General features: G+C 59.4%; 16 protein-coding genes. 8 read left to right on the top strand and 8 right to left on the bottom strand.

Translation table 11 applies throughout. The features are described 5' to 3' along the window. Nucleotides 1-20: 20 nt before the first annotated feature. Nucleotides 21-995, top strand: a complete 975-nt coding sequence (locus F2S13_RS15410; RefSeq protein ID WP_166362240.1) for a CobW family GTP-binding protein — start codon at nt 21-23, stop codon at nt 993-995. Nucleotides 996-1,013: 18 nt separating this feature from the next. Here F2S13_RS15410 and F2S13_RS15415 read toward each other — a convergent pair whose 3' ends face one another. Continuing rightward, complete coding sequence (locus F2S13_RS15415) at nt 1,014-1,406, bottom strand: DUF3301 domain-containing protein (RefSeq protein WP_166362242.1); 393 nt, start codon at nt 1,404-1,406, stop codon at nt 1,014-1,016. Between the two features lie 115 nt (nt 1,407-1,521). On the opposite strand from F2S13_RS15415, the gene pdxY reads away from it, so the two are divergent. Further along, the gene (gene pdxY / locus F2S13_RS15420) at nt 1,522-2,394 is read left to right on the top strand and encodes a pyridoxal kinase PdxY (protein ID WP_166362244.1); all 873 of its coding nucleotides are present in this window, start codon (nt 1,522-1,524) and stop codon (nt 2,392-2,394) included. Here pdxY and F2S13_RS15425 read toward each other — a convergent pair. Then, complete coding sequence (locus F2S13_RS15425) at nt 2,391-2,876, bottom strand: acyl-CoA thioesterase (RefSeq protein ID WP_166362246.1); 486 nt, start codon at nt 2,874-2,876, stop codon at nt 2,391-2,393. The genes pdxY and F2S13_RS15425 overlap by 4 nt on opposite strands. Before the next feature lie 317 nt (nt 2,877-3,193). Here F2S13_RS15425 and F2S13_RS15430 point away from each other — a divergent pair, with 317 nt between their 5' ends. Continuing rightward, nucleotides 3,194-4,951 (top strand): cation:proton antiporter domain-containing protein, encoded by a 1,758-nt coding sequence (locus tag F2S13_RS15430; protein ID WP_166362248.1) that lies wholly within the window; start codon nt 3,194-3,196, stop codon nt 4,949-4,951. Between the two features lie 12 nt (nt 4,952-4,963). On the opposite strand, the gene F2S13_RS15435 is transcribed toward F2S13_RS15430, so the two are convergent. The 4 genes from F2S13_RS15435 to uvrD all read right to left on the bottom strand — a co-directional run bounded on the left by F2S13_RS15435 (nt 4,964) and on the right by uvrD (nt 9,180). Beyond that, nucleotides 4,964-5,371, bottom strand: coding sequence for an SMI1/KNR4 family protein (locus F2S13_RS15435; RefSeq protein ID WP_166362250.1), 408 nt, complete (start codon nt 5,369-5,371; stop codon nt 4,964-4,966). Between the two features lie 118 nt (nt 5,372-5,489). Next, entirely contained in the window at nt 5,490-6,353 is an 864-nt protein-coding gene (locus F2S13_RS15440; RefSeq protein WP_166362252.1) for a Tim44 domain-containing protein, read from the bottom strand. 177 nt (nt 6,354-6,530) lie between these two features. Next, entirely contained in the window at nt 6,531-6,971 is a 441-nt protein-coding gene (locus F2S13_RS15445) for an EamA family transporter (RefSeq protein WP_166362254.1), read from the bottom strand. 28 nt (nt 6,972-6,999) lie between these two features. Next, entirely contained in the window at nt 7,000-9,180 is a 2,181-nt protein-coding gene (gene uvrD / locus F2S13_RS15450; protein WP_166362256.1) for a DNA helicase II, read from the bottom strand. A gap of 246 nt (nt 9,181-9,426) precedes the next feature. On the opposite strand from uvrD, the gene F2S13_RS15455 reads away from it, so the two are divergent. Continuing rightward, nucleotides 9,427-12,279: a putative bifunctional diguanylate cyclase/phosphodiesterase gene (locus F2S13_RS15455; RefSeq protein WP_166362258.1), complete on the top strand. Its 2,853-nt coding sequence runs from the start codon at nt 9,427-9,429 to the stop codon at nt 12,277-12,279. A gap of 10 nt (nt 12,280-12,289) precedes the next feature. On the opposite strand, the gene zwf is transcribed toward F2S13_RS15455, so the two are convergent. Further along, entirely contained in the window at nt 12,290-13,732 is a 1,443-nt protein-coding gene (gene zwf / locus F2S13_RS15460; RefSeq protein WP_166362260.1) for a glucose-6-phosphate dehydrogenase, read from the bottom strand. Between the two features lie 105 nt (nt 13,733-13,837). On the opposite strand from zwf, the gene hexR reads away from it, so the two are divergent. Together hexR and F2S13_RS29435 are read left to right on the top strand one after the other, a co-directional pair. Further along, on the top strand, nt 13,838-14,704 hold the full coding sequence (hexR, locus tag F2S13_RS15465) for a transcriptional regulator HexR (protein WP_166362262.1): 867 nt from the start codon (nt 13,838-13,840) through the stop codon (nt 14,702-14,704). Between the two features lie 119 nt (nt 14,705-14,823). Continuing rightward, entirely contained in the window at nt 14,824-15,039 is a 216-nt protein-coding gene (locus F2S13_RS29435) for a PA3496 family putative envelope integrity protein (protein WP_246237904.1), read from the top strand. On the opposite strand, the gene F2S13_RS15470 is transcribed toward F2S13_RS29435, so the two are convergent. Then, complete coding sequence (locus F2S13_RS15470; RefSeq protein ID WP_166362264.1) at nt 14,981-15,943, bottom strand: LysR family transcriptional regulator; 963 nt, start codon at nt 15,941-15,943, stop codon at nt 14,981-14,983. The genes F2S13_RS29435 and F2S13_RS15470 overlap by 59 nt on opposite strands. 186 nt (nt 15,944-16,129) lie before the next feature. Between F2S13_RS15470 and F2S13_RS15475 the strand changes: the two genes are divergently transcribed. Together F2S13_RS15475 and oadA are read left to right on the top strand one after the other, a co-directional pair. Next, nucleotides 16,130-17,545: an acetyl-CoA carboxylase biotin carboxylase subunit gene (locus tag F2S13_RS15475; protein WP_166362266.1), complete on the top strand. Its 1,416-nt coding sequence runs from the start codon at nt 16,130-16,132 to the stop codon at nt 17,543-17,545. Nucleotides 17,546-17,556: 11 nt separating this feature from the next. Further along, the gene (gene oadA, locus F2S13_RS15480; RefSeq protein ID WP_166362268.1) at nt 17,557-19,365 is read left to right on the top strand and encodes a sodium-extruding oxaloacetate decarboxylase subunit alpha; all 1,809 of its coding nucleotides are present in this window, start codon (nt 17,557-17,559) and stop codon (nt 19,363-19,365) included. The last annotated feature ends 4 nt before the right edge of the window (nt 19,366-19,369 follow it).

The following is a 19,369-nucleotide window of genomic DNA, read 5'->3' on the forward strand; positions in this document are numbered from 1 at the left end:
CATCCTTCAAGCCATCCAACATGCTGCAGAACATACCCACCCACGTCATTGCCGGCCCGCTGGGTGCTGGCAAAACCACATTGATCCGTCAGCTCATGGCGCAACGACCTGTCGGTGAGCGCTGGGCGGTGCTGATCAACGAGTTCGGCCAGGTGGGTATCGACGCTGCGCTGCTGACCACGGCTGATGACGGTATCGCACTGGGCGAGGTGGCGGGCGGTTGCTTGTGCTGTGTCAACGGTGCTCCATTCCAGATCGGGCTGGGTCGATTATTGCGTAAAGCCAGACCTGATCGGTTGTGGATAGAGCCTTCCGGGCTCGGCCATCCACTTCAACTGATGGCGCAGTTGCGCGAGCCTCCATGGCAAGACGTGCTTGCCGTACAACCTGCAGTCATGGTGCTTGATGCACAGGCAATGGCTTGTGGACAACTTTTGCCGGAGGCCCAGCAACAGGCATTGGCGGCGGCAGGACTGTTGTTGTTGAATAAATCGCAAGGGCTGGATGTGGATAAGCGCTTGTGGATAACAAAGCAGCTGCCAGATGTAGCGCTGTACTGGACCGATCAGGCGAATCTGCCGTTGTCGTTGATCCCAGGTGGTCAAATCAAGGCTGGTGCTCCTGTGGATAACGTGGCTTTACCCCAAGGCAATGAACGGATCCCGGCAGTATGGTCCGACATTGCCCTGCCGATCAGTCAAGTCCAGGATCGCGACGAAGGCTGGAGCGTGGGCTGGCGCTGGCATCCGAGCCAGCAGTTCGCGTCGGAACAGGTTGAGCACTGGCTGGGTGGATTGAATTGGCGCCGAGCCAAATTAGTTATCCACAGCCCTTCAGGCTGGCAGTCAGCCAACGCTATGGATCGGCAACCTTTGCGCTGGCAACCCAGCGAGTGGCGGCGGGATTCGCGCCTTGAACTGATCTTTGCCGAACCCCAGGAGCTCGATAGCCTGCAAGCCGGCATGGACTCATGCCGAGTAAAGCCCTGTGGATAACTTAGCGCGGGTTGTGAATCAATGCCGCCAGCGGTTGTGTTCCTGACGCCATTGATTCATTTCGATGATTTCGGCGGTCTGTTGAGGCGGCTTGATCTCGAAGGGGTAGGGAGCAAGTTCGATCTGTACGGTATGGACGCCGAACTGGGTGATGGAGCCGGGGTGGCGCTGTTCGCCGGTAACCGTGAATTCGAAGTTATACACACGGGCGAACCGACGTCTTCCGTTGGCGTCGCGTACAAAAGCAAAGCGCTTGAACGCGACATTGCCGTCCAGCAGTTCCAGATCGAGTTTGGCGCAGTGCTGCTTGACCCTTTCGAGCGCCTTCTCACGCATCCCATGGTTGTGCCACAGCCAGGCGCCACCAGTTGCAAGCAGCATCAGGACGAACAGATTTCCGAGGGTAAACATCAACGTTTGCTCCGACTAGTTGCTATCAGCTTAACTGCCTCGCCGGTCTGTCGTACAGGCTGCATTTGGCGCCATACTGCGTGCCTGAATATTCCATCAGCTTCAGGAACCTCGCATGAAACGTACACCGCACCTGCTCGCTATCCAGTCTCACGTGGTTTTCGGACATGCCGGCAACAGTGCGGCGGTATTTCCCATGCAGCGCGTTGGGGTCAATGTCTGGCCGCTGAACACGGTGCAGTTTTCCAATCACACTCAGTATGGCCAGTGGGCGGGAGAAGTGTTGGCTCCGCAACAGATTCCGGCGCTGGTGGAAGGGATTGCGACGATTGGTGAGCTCGGCAATTGCGATGGCGTGCTTTCCGGCTATCTGGGCAGCGCCGACCAGGGCCGGGCAATCCTCGATGGCGTGAGCCGGATCAAGGACGCCAACCCCAAGGCCGTTTACCTGTGCGATCCGGTGATGGGACACCCGGAAAAGGGCTGCATCGTGCCGGCGGAAGTCAGTGACTTCCTGCTCGAGGAAGCGGTGGCCGTTGCCGACTACCTGTGTCCCAATCAATTGGAGCTAGACAGTTTCTCAGGGCGTGCGGCCCAGTCGCTGGAAGATTGCGTGGGCATGGCTCGTGCGCTGCTGGCCCGTGGGCCGAAGGCGGTGCTGGTCAAACATCTTTCTTACGTCGGCAAGCCTGCCGAACACTTTGAAATGCTGTTGGTGACGGCCGAGGGCAATTGGCACCTGCGTCGGCCACTATTGGCCTTTCCACGGCAACCGGTCGGAGTGGGCGATCTGACTTCCGGCCTGTTCCTGGCGCGGGTACTGCTGGGCGATGACCTGGTGACAGCATTCGAATTTACTGCGGCGGCTGTCCATGAGGTGCTGCTAGAAACCCAGGCCTGCGCCAGCTATGAACTAGAGCTGGTGCGGGCCCAGGACCGGATCGTTCATCCGCGGCTGCGGTTCGAAGCGGTACGCTTGTCTGCCTAGAGTGCGTCGGTCTTGAGTTCCTGATAACGCTTTTCCAGCTCCTGGCGGATCTGCCGGCGTTGCTTGCCCTGAATGTACCGGCGCTTTTCTTCGCTGGTTTGCGGCTGCAGCGGCGGCACCGCAGCTGACTTGCGGTCGTCATCGACGGCGACCATGGTAAAGAAACAGCTATTGGTATGCCGCACCGAGCGCTCGCGGATGTTTTCCGTCACGACCTTGATGCCGACCTCCATCGAGGTATTGCCGGTGTAGTTGACCGATGCCAGGAAGGTCACCAGTTCACCGACATGAATCGGCTCGCGAAAGATGACCTGGTCCACCGACAGGGTGACCACGTACCGGCCCGCGTAGCGGCTTGCGCAGGCATAGGCGACTTCGTCGAGGTACTTGAGCAGCGTCCCGCCATGCACATTGCCAGAAAAGTTGGCCATGTCCGGGGTCATCAGGACGGTCATCGACAACTGGGCGTTTCCAGGTTCCATAGTGTGCTCACGGTAAGGTTGCGGTGATTTTGGGCGGCGCCTGATGCTGGCGCTTCTATCCCAATGACAAATCCCATCTTGTTCGGGACGCTGGCTGATCCCTTGCCGTCACGCTATTCGCGCCATTTCCTGGGGCTAACCGGCCTATCTGTTTCTGCATATTGCATCGCATTTTTGCAGGTGAGGGCGGTGTTAACCTGATTCAGCGACTCGGCGTGGGTGCTTCCTACATTTAAAACACTAAATTCCTGCAACTCAATCGGTCATTTCTGATGTCGTTGCGGGTGATCCTTTGCGCTGAACAAGGAGTCCGTACCGTGCATGCCATCAGTTTCATCCAGGATCTGGCGGTGATCATGCTGATTGCCGGTATCGTGACCATCCTCTTTCACCGGTTCAAGCAGCCAGTGGTGCTGGGCTATATCGTTGCCGGTTTCATTATTGGGCCTCATACGCCGCCGTTCGGGCTGATACATGACGAAGAGACCATCAAGACCCTGGCCGAACTGGGAGTGATCTTCCTGATGTTCTGCCTTGGCCTGGAGTTCAGTCTGCGCAAACTGTTCAGGGTCGGCGCCACGGCCTTCATCGCCGCCTTTCTGGAAATCGTCCTGATGATCTGGATTGGCTATGAGATTGGTCGCTGGTTTGACTGGAACACCATGGACTCACTGTTTCTCGGCGCAATCCTGGCAATCTCCTCGACCACGATCATCGTCAAGGCACTCAATGACCTGAAGATGAAAAACCAGCGCTTCGCGCAATTGATCTTCGGCGTACTGATTGTCGAGGACATACTCGGCATCGGCATCATCGCCCTGCTTTCGGGCATCGCCGTCAGCGGCTCGGTCAGTTCCGGCGAGGTGTTTTCCACGGTCGGCAAGTTGTCGCTGTTCATGATCGTGGCGCTGGTCATCGGCATTTTGCTCGTACCACGACTGCTGGCCTACGTGGCGAAGTTCGAGAGCAATGAAATGCTGCTGATTACAGTCCTGGGCCTGTGTTTCGGTTTTTGCCTGTTGGTGGTCAAGCTTGAATACAGCATGGTGCTGGGGGCTTTCCTGATCGGCGCAATCATGGCTGAGTCTCGGCAGCTGTTGAAAATTGAACACTTGATCGAACCCATTCGCGACATGTTCAGCGCAATTTTCTTTGTCGCCATTGGCTTGATGATCAACCCGAGCATCCTGCTCGACTATGCCTGGCCGATCGTAGTGATCACTGTGGCTGTGGTGCTGGGCAAGATGTTGTCTTGCGGGCTGGGCGCGTTTATTGCGGGCAATGATGGCCGGACGTCATTGCGGGTAGGAATGGGATTGTCCCAGATTGGCGAGTTTTCGTTCATCATCGCAGCGTTAGGCATGACGCTGCAGGTCACCAGCGATTTTCTCTACCCGGTCGCGGTGGCGGTATCGGCGATCACCACATTGCTTACGCCGTATCTGATTCGGGGCGCCGACCCGCTATCACTGAAGCTGGCAGCCATCATGCCCAGACGCATCGCCCGGGTTTTCGGGCTCTATGGTGAATGGCTGCGCAGTATCCAGCCGCGAGGCGAGGGCGCGCTGCTGGCATCGATGATCAGGCGCATCCTGCTGCAAGTGGGTGTCAATCTGGCGCTGGTGATGGCGATCTTCTTCAGCGGGGGATATTTCGCCGAGCGTATCGGCAGCTACCTGGATGATTGGTTGACCGACACAGGTTGGCAAAAAGCCTTGATCTGGGGCGCTGCCCTGCTTGTTTCGCTGCCGTTCTTGATCGCGGCTTATCGCAAGCTCAAGGCGCTGTCGATGTTGCTTGCGGAGTTGGGGGTCAAGCCAGAAATGGCTGGTCGCCACACGCAACGCGTGCGACGGATTATCGCCGAGGTGATCCCAGTGCTGTCGCTGCTGGTGATTTTTCTGCTGCTGGCGGCGTTGTCCGCCAGCATTCTGCCGACCAACGAGCTATTGCTGTTGGTGGTCTTCGTGGCCGCCGCCATCGCCGCCGTACTGTGGCGTTGGTTTATCCGGGTGCATACGCGGATGCAGATCGCGTTGCTGGAGACCCTGGACAACCACCAGGACGGCGCCTGATTGGAGGGCGTTTCAGCTTTCCAGCCAGACGTCCCGGGCCCAATGCCAGACCGACTCCCAGCTTTCTTCGGTGACCAGCTCCTCTTCGGCCGACCACAGCACTACCGTGCCGTCTTCTTCGACGCAGTAGTAGTCGTCGCCATCCTGGCAGATAGGAATGAGCTCTCGCGGAACGCCCATATCCCAGGCCGTCGCAGCTACGTCTGGCAGGTAAGTATGCGACTGTGGGTCGGTGACGGTAACAGGCTCAAGGCTGCCGTAGACCACATCACTGACGGTCAGCAAAAATTCCTTGAAGACGAAAGGAATATTGATGAACAACTGCTCTTCGATCTCGACCAGTAGATCCTCGTCCGGCAATTCCAGCGGGACCGGAACGGGTTCGTTGGCTTCACGGAGTTGTTCGATGACTTCTTCCACGGCATTTTTCCTCTGACCAGATGGCGCGGTGCGGTTTATACATTAGCTGGATATTAGTGCAATGGTAAAAATGCAAAACCCCGGACATGTCCGGGGTTTTTTGTGCAATGCCTCAGGCTCAGCCGTTTTGGCGGATACCTGCGACCAGCCAAGGCTGGTTGTCGCCCGGGGCGCGCTCCATGTTCCAGCTTTCGCTGAAGATCTCGCCCTGGTCGAAGCGAGAGGTTTTCGACACGCCGTTGAAGGTCAGGGTGGCGATGGTCTTGTCGGCGCGATCATCCACGCCTTCGAGCTGCACGTTCAGGTCGTCGATGTAGGTGGACTGGAAGCCGTCACCGAGGCTGGCGCGTTCCTGTTTCAGGAACTGCAGCATTTGCGGAGTCACGAACTCGGCAATCTTGTCCATTTCGTTGGCATCCCAGTGCTGCTGGAGCGACTGGAAGTGATTGCGGGCGGCTTCAAGGAAGCGCTGCTCGTTGAACCAGGCCGGTGCATTGATGACCGGGCGAGCTGCCGCAGCCGGTGCTGCCGAACCACCGAAGACCGACGGCTGGGCTGGCTGCTCGAACGCTTCACGCTGGAATGGCGCGTGGCCGGCAGGCGCCATTTGCGGCTGCTGCTTGCGACGGCGTGCGGCGATGAAACGGAACACCAGGAAGGCAATGACCGCCATGATCAGGATGTCGAAGATCTGCATGCCCTGGAAGCCGTCGCCCATGAACATGGAAGCGAGCAGGCCACCGGCGGCGATGCCGGCCAGTGGGCCGAGCCAGCGCGAAGCACCGCTGGCGGCAGCCGGTGCGCGGCCAGGAACGGCTGCAGCAGCGCCTGGCGTGGCAGGTGCGGTTGGCGCTACCTGACGAGTCTGGTGGGTCGGGGCCGAGCCGATGCTCTTGCCGCCACCGAAGCGTTTGGCCTGGGCGTCGATGCTCAGCGTCAAGCCGATGCAGAGCGCCAGGGCGATGCTAAGAAAACGTTGCATAAGGGATTTTCCATTTGTGGATTGCACGCGCGTCATGTTGCACAGGTGTGTGAAGCATGACCAGCGACAGAGTGTTTCCAGCTTTTGCCTGGATGGATGACATGCCCATATAACGTGGGTTGTCGTCGTGTTGATTAAAATTTGTATGAAATTTCTGTTTTGATAGTCAGCCGTTGGCTAGCGACGCCACGCCAACAGCACGACGCCTGCCGTGATCAAGCTGATGCCTGCCCATTGGCGTATATCGAGCTTCTCGCCGAGTAAGGTCACGCCCAATACCGCCACCAGCACCACGCTGAGTTTGTCCACCGGCGCAACCAGCGACGCCTGGCCCAGCTGCAAGGCGCGGAAATAGCAGATCCACGACGCACCGGTGGCCAGGCCCGACAGGATCAGGAACAGATAGCTGCGTGGTGAGATCGAGCTTAATGATTGATATTGGCCCGTTGCATAGAGAATCAAGGCCAGGCTGATTAAAACGACGAACGTACGCAGCAGGGTCGCGAAGTCGGAGTTGATGCCGCTGATACCGACCTTCGCGAAAATGGCGGTCAAGGCGGCAAAAGCCGCCGAGAGCAGGGCCCAGAACGTCCATGACGAGAAAAAGCCGGAGCCCATGCTTTGCGCCCTTGTAAGGTGGCCAGGGTCAGATCGCTTCCAGCTTGGCATAACCAAGCATCAACCACTTGCTGCCCTCGGAGAAGTTCACCTGCACCCGTGCCTGGGCACCCGAACCTTCGAAATTGAGGATCACGCCTTCGCCGAACACCGAATGTTGCACGCGTTGCCCGAGGTTGAACTCCGTTTGTGGAATGTTCGCGCCGCCGAACAGGCTGCTGGAGTTCTGCTTCTGGCCGGAGCCGAAGGGGCGGCTGACGCTGTTGGACAAACGCACTTCCTGGATCAGACCACTCGGAATCTCCCGGACGAAACGCGAAACCTTGTTGTAGGTTTCGCTACCGTAGAGGCGACGTGTTTCAGCGTAGGTCATGACCAGTTGTTGCATGGCCCGGGTAATGCCGACATAGGCCAGGCGGCGCTCTTCTTCGAGGCGGCCAGGTTCTTCCAGGCTCATCTTGTGCGGGAACAGACCTTCTTCCATACCCACCAGGAACACGTAAGGGAATTCCAGGCCCTTGGCGCTGTGCAGGGTCATCAATTGCACGCTGTCTTCGTGCTCGTCGGCCTGGGCATCGCCAGCCTCCAGCGAGGCGTGGCCGAGGAATGCAGCCAGTGGCGTGAGATCGGCGTCTTCTTCGGCGGTTTCAAAGTTACGCGCCGCGCTGACCAGTTCCTCGAGGTTCTCTACCCGGGCCTGGCCCTTTTCACCTTTTTCTTCCTGGTGATAGGTAATCAGGCCGGACTGCTCGATCACCGTCTGGGTCATCAGGTGCAGCGGCATTTCCATGACTTTCGCCGCCAGGTTTTCGATCAGCTCCATGAAGGCGCCCAGGGCATTGGCGGCTCGCCCGGTCAGGCCTTTGTTGGCGATCAGCAGGCGCATCGATTCCCACATCGAGACTTCGGCGTGGCGCGCATGCTCACGGATCGCTTCGACGGTTTTTTCGCCAATGCCACGTGGAGGCACATTGATGACCCGTTCCAGCGCCGCATCGTTGCCGCGCCCTTCGAGCACCCGCAGGTAGGCCATGGCATTCTTGATTTCGGCGCGTTCGAAGAAGCGCTGGCCGCCATAGATCCGGTAGGGGATGCGTTCGCGCAGCAGCGCCTCCTCGAGCACTCGAGACTGGGCGTTGGAGCGATAGAGGATGGCGATTTCGCTGCGTGCCAGGCCGGTTTTCAAGGCGCTTTCGATGGTTTCGACGACATAACGGGCTTCGTCATGCTCGTTGAACGCGGCATACAGGCTCAGCGGTTCGCCTTCGCCATCGTCGGTCCACAATTCCTTGCCCAGGCGACCGCTGTTGTTGGCGATCAGGGCGTTGGCTGCCTTGAGGATGCCGGCCGTGGAGCGATAGTTCTGCTCCAGGCGGATCATCTCGGCATCCGGGAAGTCGGCGCTGTATTGATGGATATTCTCGATTTTCGCGCCACGCCAGCCGTAGATCGACTGGTCGTCATCGCCAACCACCATCAGGCTCTCGCCGCCTTGGGCCAACAGGCGCAACCAGGCGTACTGCACGGCGTTGGTATCCTGGAACTCGTCGACCAACAAGTGCCGGAAACGGCGCTGGTAGTGTTCGAGCAGGCCGGGGTGATCACGCCACAGGTCCAGGGCGCGCAACAGCAATTCGGAAAAGTCGATGACGCCAGCACGCTGGCAGGCTGCCTCGTAGGCTTCGTAGATCGAACGCATGGTCGCCAGGAACAGGTCGCCGCTGGCCTGGATGTGTTGCGGGCGCAGCCCCTCATCCTTCTGCCCGTTGATGAACCACTGGGCCTGGCGGGCCGGCCAGCGTTGCTCGTCCAGGCCCAGCTCGCGGATGACCCGCTTGACCAGGCGTTGCTGGTCGTCGCTGTCGAGGATCTGGAAGTTCTGGTTCAGCCCGGCTTCTTGCCAGTGTGCCCGCAGCAAGCGGTGCGCCAGGCCGTGGAAGGTGCCCACCCACATGCCGGCGGGGTTGATACCCATCGCCTCGATACGCTGGCGCATTTCGGCGGCAGCCTTGTTGGTGAAGGTCACCGACAGGATCGAATGGGGTGAGGCCTGCTCGACCTGGATCAACCAGGCGATGCGGTGCACCAGCACACGGGTTTTACCGGAGCCAGCACCGGCCAGGACCAACTGACGGCCACGAGGAGCCGCTACGGCCTGTCGTTGGGCATCGTTGAGGGAGTTCAGCAGAAGGGAGAGGTCATCGCGCATCCGGGCATTTTAGGGTGCGAGGGGAGGGAGGGGCAAACCCCGCTTGCATCGAAGCGCATAAAAGTCGCTAAAGGCGACTGACCGGTCATCGGCTGCAGGCGTTGCCACGCCTCGCCTGACGGTCTGGCAAAGGTGTTGGTTGGCCTTTCATCGGCCTGATTTTAAGACACAGGGTTGTTTGGTCTGCGTGGATGCTTGTGTATGCTCCGTGCACGTTTCAGGCTCACCATTACAAGAATATTGCCTATGACTTCTAGCCCTGTGGATGCTCAACGCAGCACCCGCAAGCAATTTGCCACTCAACTGGCCGTCGAGCGCACCCGCCTGCTTTATCAGGGGTCGTTGCTGCCGACGCTGTTCATGCTGCTTAACGGCCTGGTTTGCGCCTGGTTACTCTGGAGTCCGGAGCACTATCTGCTGGTCAGTATCTGGCTGGTCTGGTTGATGGCGCTGGTCGCTTTGCGGGTGATTCAGGTCGCGGCGTTCGATTCGGCCATTCCCGATCGCCAGGCCCACGCGAGCTGGCGGCAAATGTTTCTGCTGGGATCGGCTTTCAGCGGTCTGACGCTGGGCTGCGCCGCCATCGCCCTCGTACCTGTGGATAACTTTGTTCAGCAGGCCTGGGTCTTTGGCCTGCTGGGCGCTGCCACCCTGTCGGCCAGTGTCGCCTATGCGGTCAGCCTGCCGGCATTTCTCAGTTTTGTCCTGCCGTGCCTGTTGCCACCCATTTCCTACCTGTTCTGGAACGGTGATGAGTTGCAGCGCGGCTGGGGCTGGCTCGGCCTGATTCTGCTGGGGTCTTTGCTGGTGGTGGCCTGGCAGGTCAACCGCTTGATCGAGCACAACTTGCTGCGGCGCTTCCAGAATCAGCAACTGATCGATCATTTGCAGCAGGCCCAGAGTCACAGTGATCGGCTTAACAAGGCGCTGGCGCGGGAAGTCGAGCAACGTCGCGAGATTGAAGCGCAGCTGCTGGAAGCAAAGTCCGGCCTCGAGACAAGGGTCGCCGAGCGCAGCCGTGAGCTGGATCTGGCCAACCAGGCCTTGAGTAAAAGCGAAGAGCGCCTGGCCCTGGCGCTCGAGGCCAGCGAGCTCGGCCTTTGGGACTGGAACCTGCAAACCGACGAAGTTCACCATACGCAACTCAAGGAGTTGTTCGGCCTGGAGCCCGATCAGGTCAAGGCCGTGCTCGCCGATCTCAAGCCCCGCCTGCACCCTGAAGACTTGCCCGTGCTCAAACGAGCATTGGTGGAGCACCTCAAGGGACGAACGGACGACTACTGCTGCGAATACCGGGTACGTCACAGTGATGGTCAATGGCGCTGGATCGAGGATCGCGGGCGGGCGGTCGAGCGCAGCCCTGGCGGCAAGGTCATTCGAATACTTGGCACCCGTCGCGACATCAGTGTCGAAAAGGCTCAGGAAGAACAGCTCGTATTGGCAGCCACCGTGTTTGAAGCCGCCAGTGAAGGCATCGTGATTTTCGACCCCGACTATCGTTTGCTGGCGGTCAATCAGGCCTTCAGCAAACTCACCGGCTTCAGTCGTGAGGAAGTATTGGGACGCAATGTGGTCGAACTGCCGTGCAGTCGCGATGCGCGTCGTCATTATCAGGCGATCCATCAGGCGCTCGAACAACAGGGCAGATGGCAGGGCGAATTGGTGGAAACGCGCAAGAATGGCGAGTTCTACCCACAGTGGCTGCAATTGAGCGTCGTGCGCGACAGCAGAGGGAATGTCGTCCATATTGTCGGCTTCTTCGCCGATCTTTCGGCGCGGCGCGAATCCGAAGAGCGTATGCGCTACCTGACCCACTATGACGAGTTGACCGGACTGGCCAATCGCTCGTTGTTCAAGGAGCGCCTGCAGGAGGCCAATCTGCGCGTACGCCAGGGCGGGCGTGGCCTGGCCTTGCTGCACATCGATCTGGACCGATTCAAATTGCTCAATGAAAGTCTCGGCCACGAGGTCGCTGACCAGTTGCTCAAACAACTGGCTCGCCGTATCAGCAGTGCCTTGCCTGAGGCCGATACCATCGCCAGGCTCTCCGGTGATGAGTTTGCCGTGCTGTTCGATGCCTTCGGCAGCCTGTCGGGGCTGGCCCGCGTCACCAGTCGCCTGCTCGAAAAATTGTGCGCCCCGTTGAGCGTGGCCGATCATGAGCTGGTAATCAGCGCCTCGATCGGCATCAGTCTGTTGCCTGACAATGCCCGGGACATCAATGCGCTGATCAGTCAGGCGAACATGGCAATGCAGCATGCCAAGCATCTTGGCGGCAACACCTTCCAGTTTTATACCCAGAGTCTGCAAGCCAGCACCCTGGAGCGGTTGCAGCTGGAAACCCATCTGCGCAAAGCCATCGAAGAGCGGCAGCTGGAAGTTTTCTATCAGCCCAAGCTGTGCCTGGTCACCGGTCGGCTCGAAGCGGTGGAGGCGCTGGTGCGCTGGCGCCATCCGCAATGGGGCCTGGTGCCACCGGGTGAATTTATCGGCCTGGCCGAAGAAACCGGCTTGATTGGACCCATTGGCGAGTTTGTTCTGCGCCAGGCGTGCTGGCAGGCCTGCGAGTGGCAGCGCCAGGGACTTGACCCGATACGGGTGTCAGTGAACTTGTCGGTGCATCAATTGCGTCAGGGCAAGTTGGTCAGCCTGGTGCGCCAGGTGCTCGAAGACAGCGGCCTGGCGCCTGAGTTGCTTGAACTTGAGCTGACAGAAAGCCAGCTGCTGGACAATGTCGAACACATCATTGCCAGCTTCCGGCAACTCCGTGGGCTGGGGGTCAAACTTGCAATTGACGACTTTGGTACCGGTTACTCATCGCTGAGCTACCTCAAGCGATTCCCGGTGGATTACGTCAAGATCGATCAAACGTTCATTCGTGGCCTGGCTGAAGGCAGCGAAGATGCTGCGATCACTCGGGCAATTATCGCGATGGCCCATAGCCTTGAACTGAAGGTCGTCGCCGAAGGGGTCGAGACCCGCGAGCAACTGAACTTCCTCAAGGCGCACAGATGCGATGAGGTACAAGGCTATCTCATCAGCCATCCATTGGAGGCGCACGCATTGGCCGAACTGTTGGCAGGCGTATATCAGTTTTGACTGAACCCTTTCAACCGAGCCATGCCCGGCCCTGATGCTCAAGCAGGGTATGGGCCTGCTCGGGGCCGGTCGACCCGGCATGATAAGGGCGCGGGCTCTGGAAGTATTCCTGCCAGCCGGTGAGGATCGGGTCGACCCAGGCCCAGGCTGCTTCCACTTCGTCGCGACGCATGAACAAGGTCGAGTCACCCTCGAGCACGTCCAGCAACAGGCGCTCGTAGGCTTCCCAGCGGCGTGTGCGGTTGAAGGCCTGGGCCAGGTTCAGGTCCAGCTCGACCGGCTCCAGGCGCATGCCTTTGCCCGGTGTCTTGGTCATCAGTTGCAGGCTGATGCGTTCATCCGGCTGCAACTGGATCACCAACTGGTTGGTCTGGCAGCCTTCAAACAAGCGATGTGGCACGGGCTTGAACTGGATGACTATCTGCGATGACTTTTTCGCCAGCCGTTTACCGGTTCGCAAATAAAACGGGACACCGGCCCAACGCCAATTGTTGATCTTCGCCTGAATCGCGACGAAGGTCTCCGTATCGCTGTCGTTGTCGACATTTTTCTCGAAATAGTAGGCTGGAACTTCCTGGCCGCCAATCTTGCCCGCGGTGTACTGACCACGCACGGTCATGTCCTGGACGTCCTGGCCGGTAATGGGTTTGAGGTCCTTGAGGATTTTTACCTTCTCGTCTCGCACTGATTCGGCGTCGAACTGCGCCGGCGCTTCCATGGCCACCAGGCAGAGCAGTTGCAGCAAGTGGTTTTGCACCATGTCGCGCATTGCTCCGGCGCGGTCGTAGTAACCGCCACGGTTTTCAACGCCCAGGGTTTCGCAGACGCTGATCTGTACGTGATCGACGTGACCCCCGCGCCACAAGGGCTCGAACAAGGCGTTGGCAAAGCGCAGGGCCATCAGGTTCTGCACGGTTTCCTTGCCAAGGTAGTGGTCGATGCGAAACACCTGGGATTCCTGGAATACCGAACCTATGGCCGTGTTGATGGCCTTGGCCGATTCCAGTGAGTGACCGATCGGTTTTTCCAGCACGATCCGGGACTCGTGATCTGCCAGTCCGGCGACTTGCATATGGGCCGCGATAGACGCGAAAAGCTCCGGAGCGGTAGCCAGGTAGTAGATACGCATGAGCCCGCCGGGCTCGCCAAGGAACCGGGCCAGCCGGCCGAAGTCGGCGCTTTGCGAGGCGTCCATCGGAAAGTAGTCCAGGCGCGCTGCGAATCGCTTCCAGACGTCTTCGTCGAAGTCGTTCCTGGCGACCTGGGCACGGCAGCGACGCTCGGCCAGCAATTGAAAATCGCTGCGCGGCAAATTGCTGCGGGCGAGGGCGATAATGCGCACCGCAGGGTGCAGGCGATCGTCGCGATACAGGTGGTAGAGCGCCGGAAGCAGCTTGTGCAGGGCCAGGTCTCCGGTCCCGCCGAAGATCAGAATGTCGCAAGGGATGGTCAACGCAGCAACTCTCCGAGTTCGTTTAGCTGGGCGGGCCGCAGGTCATGTAGTATAACTACAAGAAAGCTACATCCCGATCTGCCGATCATAACCGAGTCCTGTCCATTGAATCTGTTGCAACACATCGCCCAGTCGCGCCATTTGTTACGCAAGTCGGAGCTGAAAGTCGCCGACCACGTGCTGCTTGACCCGGCGGCTGTAATGCATAGCTCCATGGCTGACCTGGCCCATAGCGTCGGGATCAGCGAGCCGACCATCGTGCGTTTTTGCCGTGCAATCGGCTGTTCCGGGTTCCAGGATCTGAAGCTCAAGCTTGCGCAAAGCCTGGCGGCAGGCGCCAGTTTTGGTCAGTTTGCAATCCACGAAGATGATTCGGTTGCCGACTACAGCCTGAAGATTTTCGACACCACGCTACATACCTTGATGGAGGTGCGCGAGCATCTTGATCCACAAGCCTTGCAGCGTGCCGTGACCGCCATGGCCCAGGCCCAGCGCGTCGAGTTCTACGGCTTTGGTGCGTCCGGTGCGGTAGCGGCCGATGCCCAGCACAAGTTCTTTCGCTTGCTGCTGACGGCTGCGGCCTATTCAGACCCGCACATGCAGGCCATGTCGGCGGTGACGCTCAAGCCTGGCGATGTGGCGATCTGCATTTCTCAATCAGGACGCTCCAAGGATTTGCTGATCACCGCCAACCTGGTCCGCGAGAGCGGGGCGACGCTGATTACCCTGTGCCCGAGCCAGACGCCGCTCGCCGAGCTGTCGACCGTCAACCTGGCGATCGACGTGCATGAAGACACCGAGATCTATACCCCGCTGACCTCGCGTATCGCTCACCTGGTGGTGATCGATGTGCTGGCCATGGGTGTGGCCATGGCCCGCGGGCCGAGCCTGGTGAACCACCTCAAGAGCGTCAAGCGCAGTCTGCGCAGCCTGCGTCTGTCGCCCAAGTCAGTGAAAGCCATCGACGATTGAGCCCGGCAGCCCGTAACGGAGTTGCCGCAAAGCTTTCATCGACTTGTCACGGGCCTGCCGCCAAAGCGTCATTGCACAGGTGGAACCTGTAGCTCCCGCACTCGACCTGGGAGATAGCAATGGCTCGTTATTTCGATGGCTCGCAACAGTCCAGCAGCAAGACCCGTCGGCAGCAGGAAGATCAACGGCGCATGGAATTTCGCCGGGCGATCGAAAGTTACTCCGAGCAGCGCCAGCTGCTTCAGGAGATCGCTGACTATCCCGATCTGCAATCCATCAACCTTTGGCAGGTATCGGCGGCAAGTTCCCCGAGAAGCGCTCAACAAGCGCGCTGATCTGTGCACGTTCGCTGCGGATGAATGCAAGAAAGGCCAAGGCCACTGGTGATTGCCGCTTGGCTTTGGCCTGTACCACGCACCAGCTTCGATAGAGCGGAAGCTCCTCGACCGGCAGCTCGCGCAAGATGCCGGTGGCCAGTTCCAGATTGATCGCGTGACGTGTCAGCAGGGCCAGGCCAAGGCCGGCAATCACACATTCACGCTGGGCATCGGCCGAAGCCACTTCCAGTGTCTGGGTGAAGTGCACGCGCTTGTCCTTGAAGTACTCCTCACAGGCCTTGCGGGTACCCGAACCTTGCTCGCGAATCAGCAGGGTGTGCGGTTCCAGGTCCTGCAACCGCAGGCTTTCGAGCTTGCACAGGGGATGGTCGGGCGGTGCTACGGCAACGATGGGGTTGTTCAGGAAGGGCACGAATTCAAGGCCCATGTCCTGGGGCACCATGGACATGATGATCAGATCGTCGCGGTTGTCCGACAGGCGCCGGATCGTCTGGGCGCGATTGACCACGGTCAAGGTCAGGTTCACTTCCGGGTGCTGCTTCTTGAATGCGGCAAACAGGTGCGGGACGAAATATTTCGCGCTGGACTCCACTGCCAGCTTCAGTTGTCCCTGCAGTGACCCCTGCATGTCGGAGAGTTGCATGTCGAAGCTTTCCAGGCGCCCGAAGATATCCCGGCTGGCCCGTTGCAATGCCTCTGCGGCTTCGGTCAGGTAAAGTTTCTTACCGACGTATTCGAAAAGTGGCTGGCCGACCAGCTCCTCGAGCTGACGTATCTGCAGGCTTACCGCGGGTTGCGTCAGCGCCATTTCGTCGGCAGCTCGGCTGTACGAGCGCAAATCGCAGACCTCGTTGAAAATCTGCAACTGACGCAACGTCATACGCATCAATGACTTACGCATTTTCTTCTCGGTTTGGCAAAGGCTTGTTACACGACTATAAGCTTTTGCTAATGCCTGACCTAACAATTATTGATTTTTGTTTATCGAGCGGTGGCGTTAAGTTGAATACGCGACTGGCCAACGGGGCTTGGTCACGCGCCGACCGGCTTTACCGGTTCGTTTGTTTCATCGGTCGAGGAAATTCCAGTGATAAAAAAGATCCTGATCGCCAACCGTGGTGAAATTGCTGTACGTATCGTGCGTGCCTGCGCCGAGATGGGCATTCGCTCGGTAGCGATCTATTCCGACGCCGATCGGCATGCCCTGCATGTCAAACGTGCCGACGAAGCCCACAGCATTGGTGCCGAGCCGCTGGCGGGTTACCTGAACCCACGCAAGCTGGTGAACCTGGCGGTGGAAACCGGTTGTGATGCCCTGCATCCCGGTTATGGCTTCCTTTCCGAAAACGCCGAATTGGCCGATATCTGCGCGGAGCGTGGTATCAAGTTTATCGGGCCTGCCGCTGAAGTCATCCGCCGCATGGGCGACAAGACCGAAGCGCGTCGCAGCATGATCAAGGCCGGTGTGCCGGTCACGCCCGGTACCGAAGGCAACGTTGCCGATATTCATGAAGCCTTGAGCGAAGGTGAGCGCATCGGTTATCCGGTCATGCTCAAGGCCACTTCCGGCGGTGGCGGTCGTGGCATTCGTCGCTGCAACAGCCGCGAAGAACTGGAACAGGCATTCCCTCGGGTGATTTCCGAGGCCACCAAGGCCTTCGGTTCGGCCGAAGTGTTCCTGGAAAAGTGCATCGTCAACCCGAAACACATCGAAGCGCAGATTCTCGGCGACAGCTTCGGCAACGTGGTGCACCTGTTCGAGCGTGACTGCTCGATCCAGCGTCGTAACCAGAAGCTGATCGAAATCGCCCCGAGCCCGCAGTTGACCCCTGAACAGCGCGCCTACATCGGCGACCTGTCGGTTCGCGCGGCCAAGGCGGTGGGCTACGAGAACGCCGGTACCGTGGAGTTCCTGCTCGCCGATGGCGAAGTGTACTTCATGGAAATGAACACCCGGGTGCAGGTGGAACACACCATCACCGAGGAAATCACCGGTATCGACATCGTTCGCGAGCAGATCCGCATCGCGTCCGGGCTGCCGCTCTCGGTCAAGCAGGAAGACATCCAGCACCGCGGCTTTGCGCTGCAGTTCCGGATCAACGCCGAAGACCCGAAAAACAACTTCCTGCCGAGCTTCGGCAAGATCACCCGTTACTACGCACCCGGCGGCCCCGGCGTGCGCACCGATACGGCGATCTACACCGGCTACACCATTCCGCCGTACTACGACTCCATGTGCCTGAAGCTGGTGGTGTGGGCGTTGACCTGGGAAGAGGCCATGGACCGCGGTTTGCGGGCCCTGGATGACATGCGCGTGCAAGGGGTCAAGACCACTGCCGCCTATTACCAGGAGATTCTGCGTAATCCGGAATTCCGTAGCGGCCAGTTCAACACCAGCTTCGTTGAAAGCCACCCTGAACTGACCAACTACTCGATCAAGCGCAAACCCGAAGAGCTGGCCCTGGCCATCGCCGCCGCCATCGCCGCCCACGCAGGCCTGTGAGGAATATGACAATGTCCAAGAAGATCCATGTAACTGACACAATCCTGCGCGACGCCCACCAGTCCCTGCTGGCTACCCGCATGCGCACCGAAGACATGCTGCCGATCTGCGACAAGCTCGACAAGGTCGGCTACTGGTCGCTGGAAGTCTGGGGCGGCGCGACATTCGACGCCTGCGTGCGCTTCCTCAAGGAAGACCCGTGGGAGCGCCTGCGCAAACTGCGCGCCGCTCTGCCTAACACCCGCTTGCAGATGCTCCTGCGCGGCCAGAACCTGCTGGGCTACCGTCACTACAGCGATGACGTGGTCAGGGCGTTTGTCGCCAAGGCTGCAGTCAACGGCATCGACGTATTCCGCATCTTCGACGCCATGAACGACGTGCGTAACCTGCGCGTGGCCATCGAGGCCGTCAAGGCCGCCGGCAAGCACGCCCAGGGCACCATCGCTTACACCACCAGCCCGGTGCACACCATCGACGCATTCGTGGCCCAGGCCAAGCAGATGGAAGCCATGGGTTGCGACTCGGTCGCGATCAAGGACATGGCCGGCCTGCTGACCCCATACGCCACCGGTGAACTGGTCAAGGCCCTGAAGGCCGAGCAATCGCTGCCGGTGTTCATCCACTCCCACGACACCGCCGGCCTGGCCGCGATGTGCCAGCTCAAGGCCGTGGAAAACGGTGCCGACCACATCGACACCGCCATCTCCAGCTTCGCCTGGGGCACCAGCCACCCTGGCACCGAATCGATGGTCGCAGCGCTCAAGGGCAGCGAGTTCGATACCGGCCTGGATCTGGAGCTATTGCAAGAGATCGGCCTGTACTTCTACGCCGTGCGCAAGAAGTACCACCAGTTCGAAAGCGAATTTACCTCCGTCGATACCCGTGTGCAGGTCAACCAGGTACCAGGCGGGATGATTTCCAACCTGGCCAACCAGCTCAAAGAGCAGGGTGCCCTGAGCCGCATGAGCGAAGTACTGGCGGAAATCCCGCGGGTACGTGAAGACCTCGGCTTCCCACCGCTGGTGACCCCGACCTCGCAAATCGTCGGTACCCAGGCTTTCTTCAACGTGCTGGCCGGCGAGCGCTACAAGACCATCACCAACGAAGTGAAGCTGTACCTGCAAGGCGGTTACGGCAAGGCGCCTGGTGTGGTCAACGAGAACCTGCGTCGTCAGGCCATCGGCAGCGAAGAGGTGATCGACGTGCGCCCGGCGGATCTGCTCAAGCCGGAAATGACCAAGCTGCGCAGCGATATCGGCAACCTGGCCAAGTCCGAAGAAGACGTGCTGACCTACGCCATGTTCCCGGACATCGGGCGCAAGTTCCTCGAAGAGCGTGAAGCCGGCACCCTGGTACCTGAGGCACTGCTGCCGATTCCGGAAGCCGGTAGCGTCAGCTCCGCCGGCGGCGAAGGCGTACCGACCGAGTTTGTCATCGATGTGCACGGTGAAACCTACCGCGTCGATATCACCGGTGTTGGCGTCAAGGCTGAAGGCAAGCGTCACTTCTACCTGTCCATCGACGGCATGCCTGAAGAGGTGGTATTCGAGCCGCTGAACGAATTCGTCGGCGGCGGCATCGGCAAGCGCAAGCAAGCCAGTGCACCTGGCCATGTCAGCACCACCATGCCTGGCAACATCGTCGATGTGCTGGTCAAGGAAGGCGACGAGGTCAAGGCCGGCCAGGCCGTGCTGATCACCGAAGCGATGAAGATGGAAACCGAAGTGCAGGCACCGATTGCCGGCAAGGTCACTGCGATTCATGTGGCCAAGGGTGACCGTGTGAATCCGGGTGAGATCCTGATCGAAATCGAGGGCTGATATC

The sequence above is a fragment of the Pseudomonas akapageensis genome (genome assembly GCF_011355085.1).
GTDB classification, from domain to species: Bacteria; Pseudomonadota; Gammaproteobacteria; order Pseudomonadales; family Pseudomonadaceae; genus Aquipseudomonas; species Aquipseudomonas akapageensis.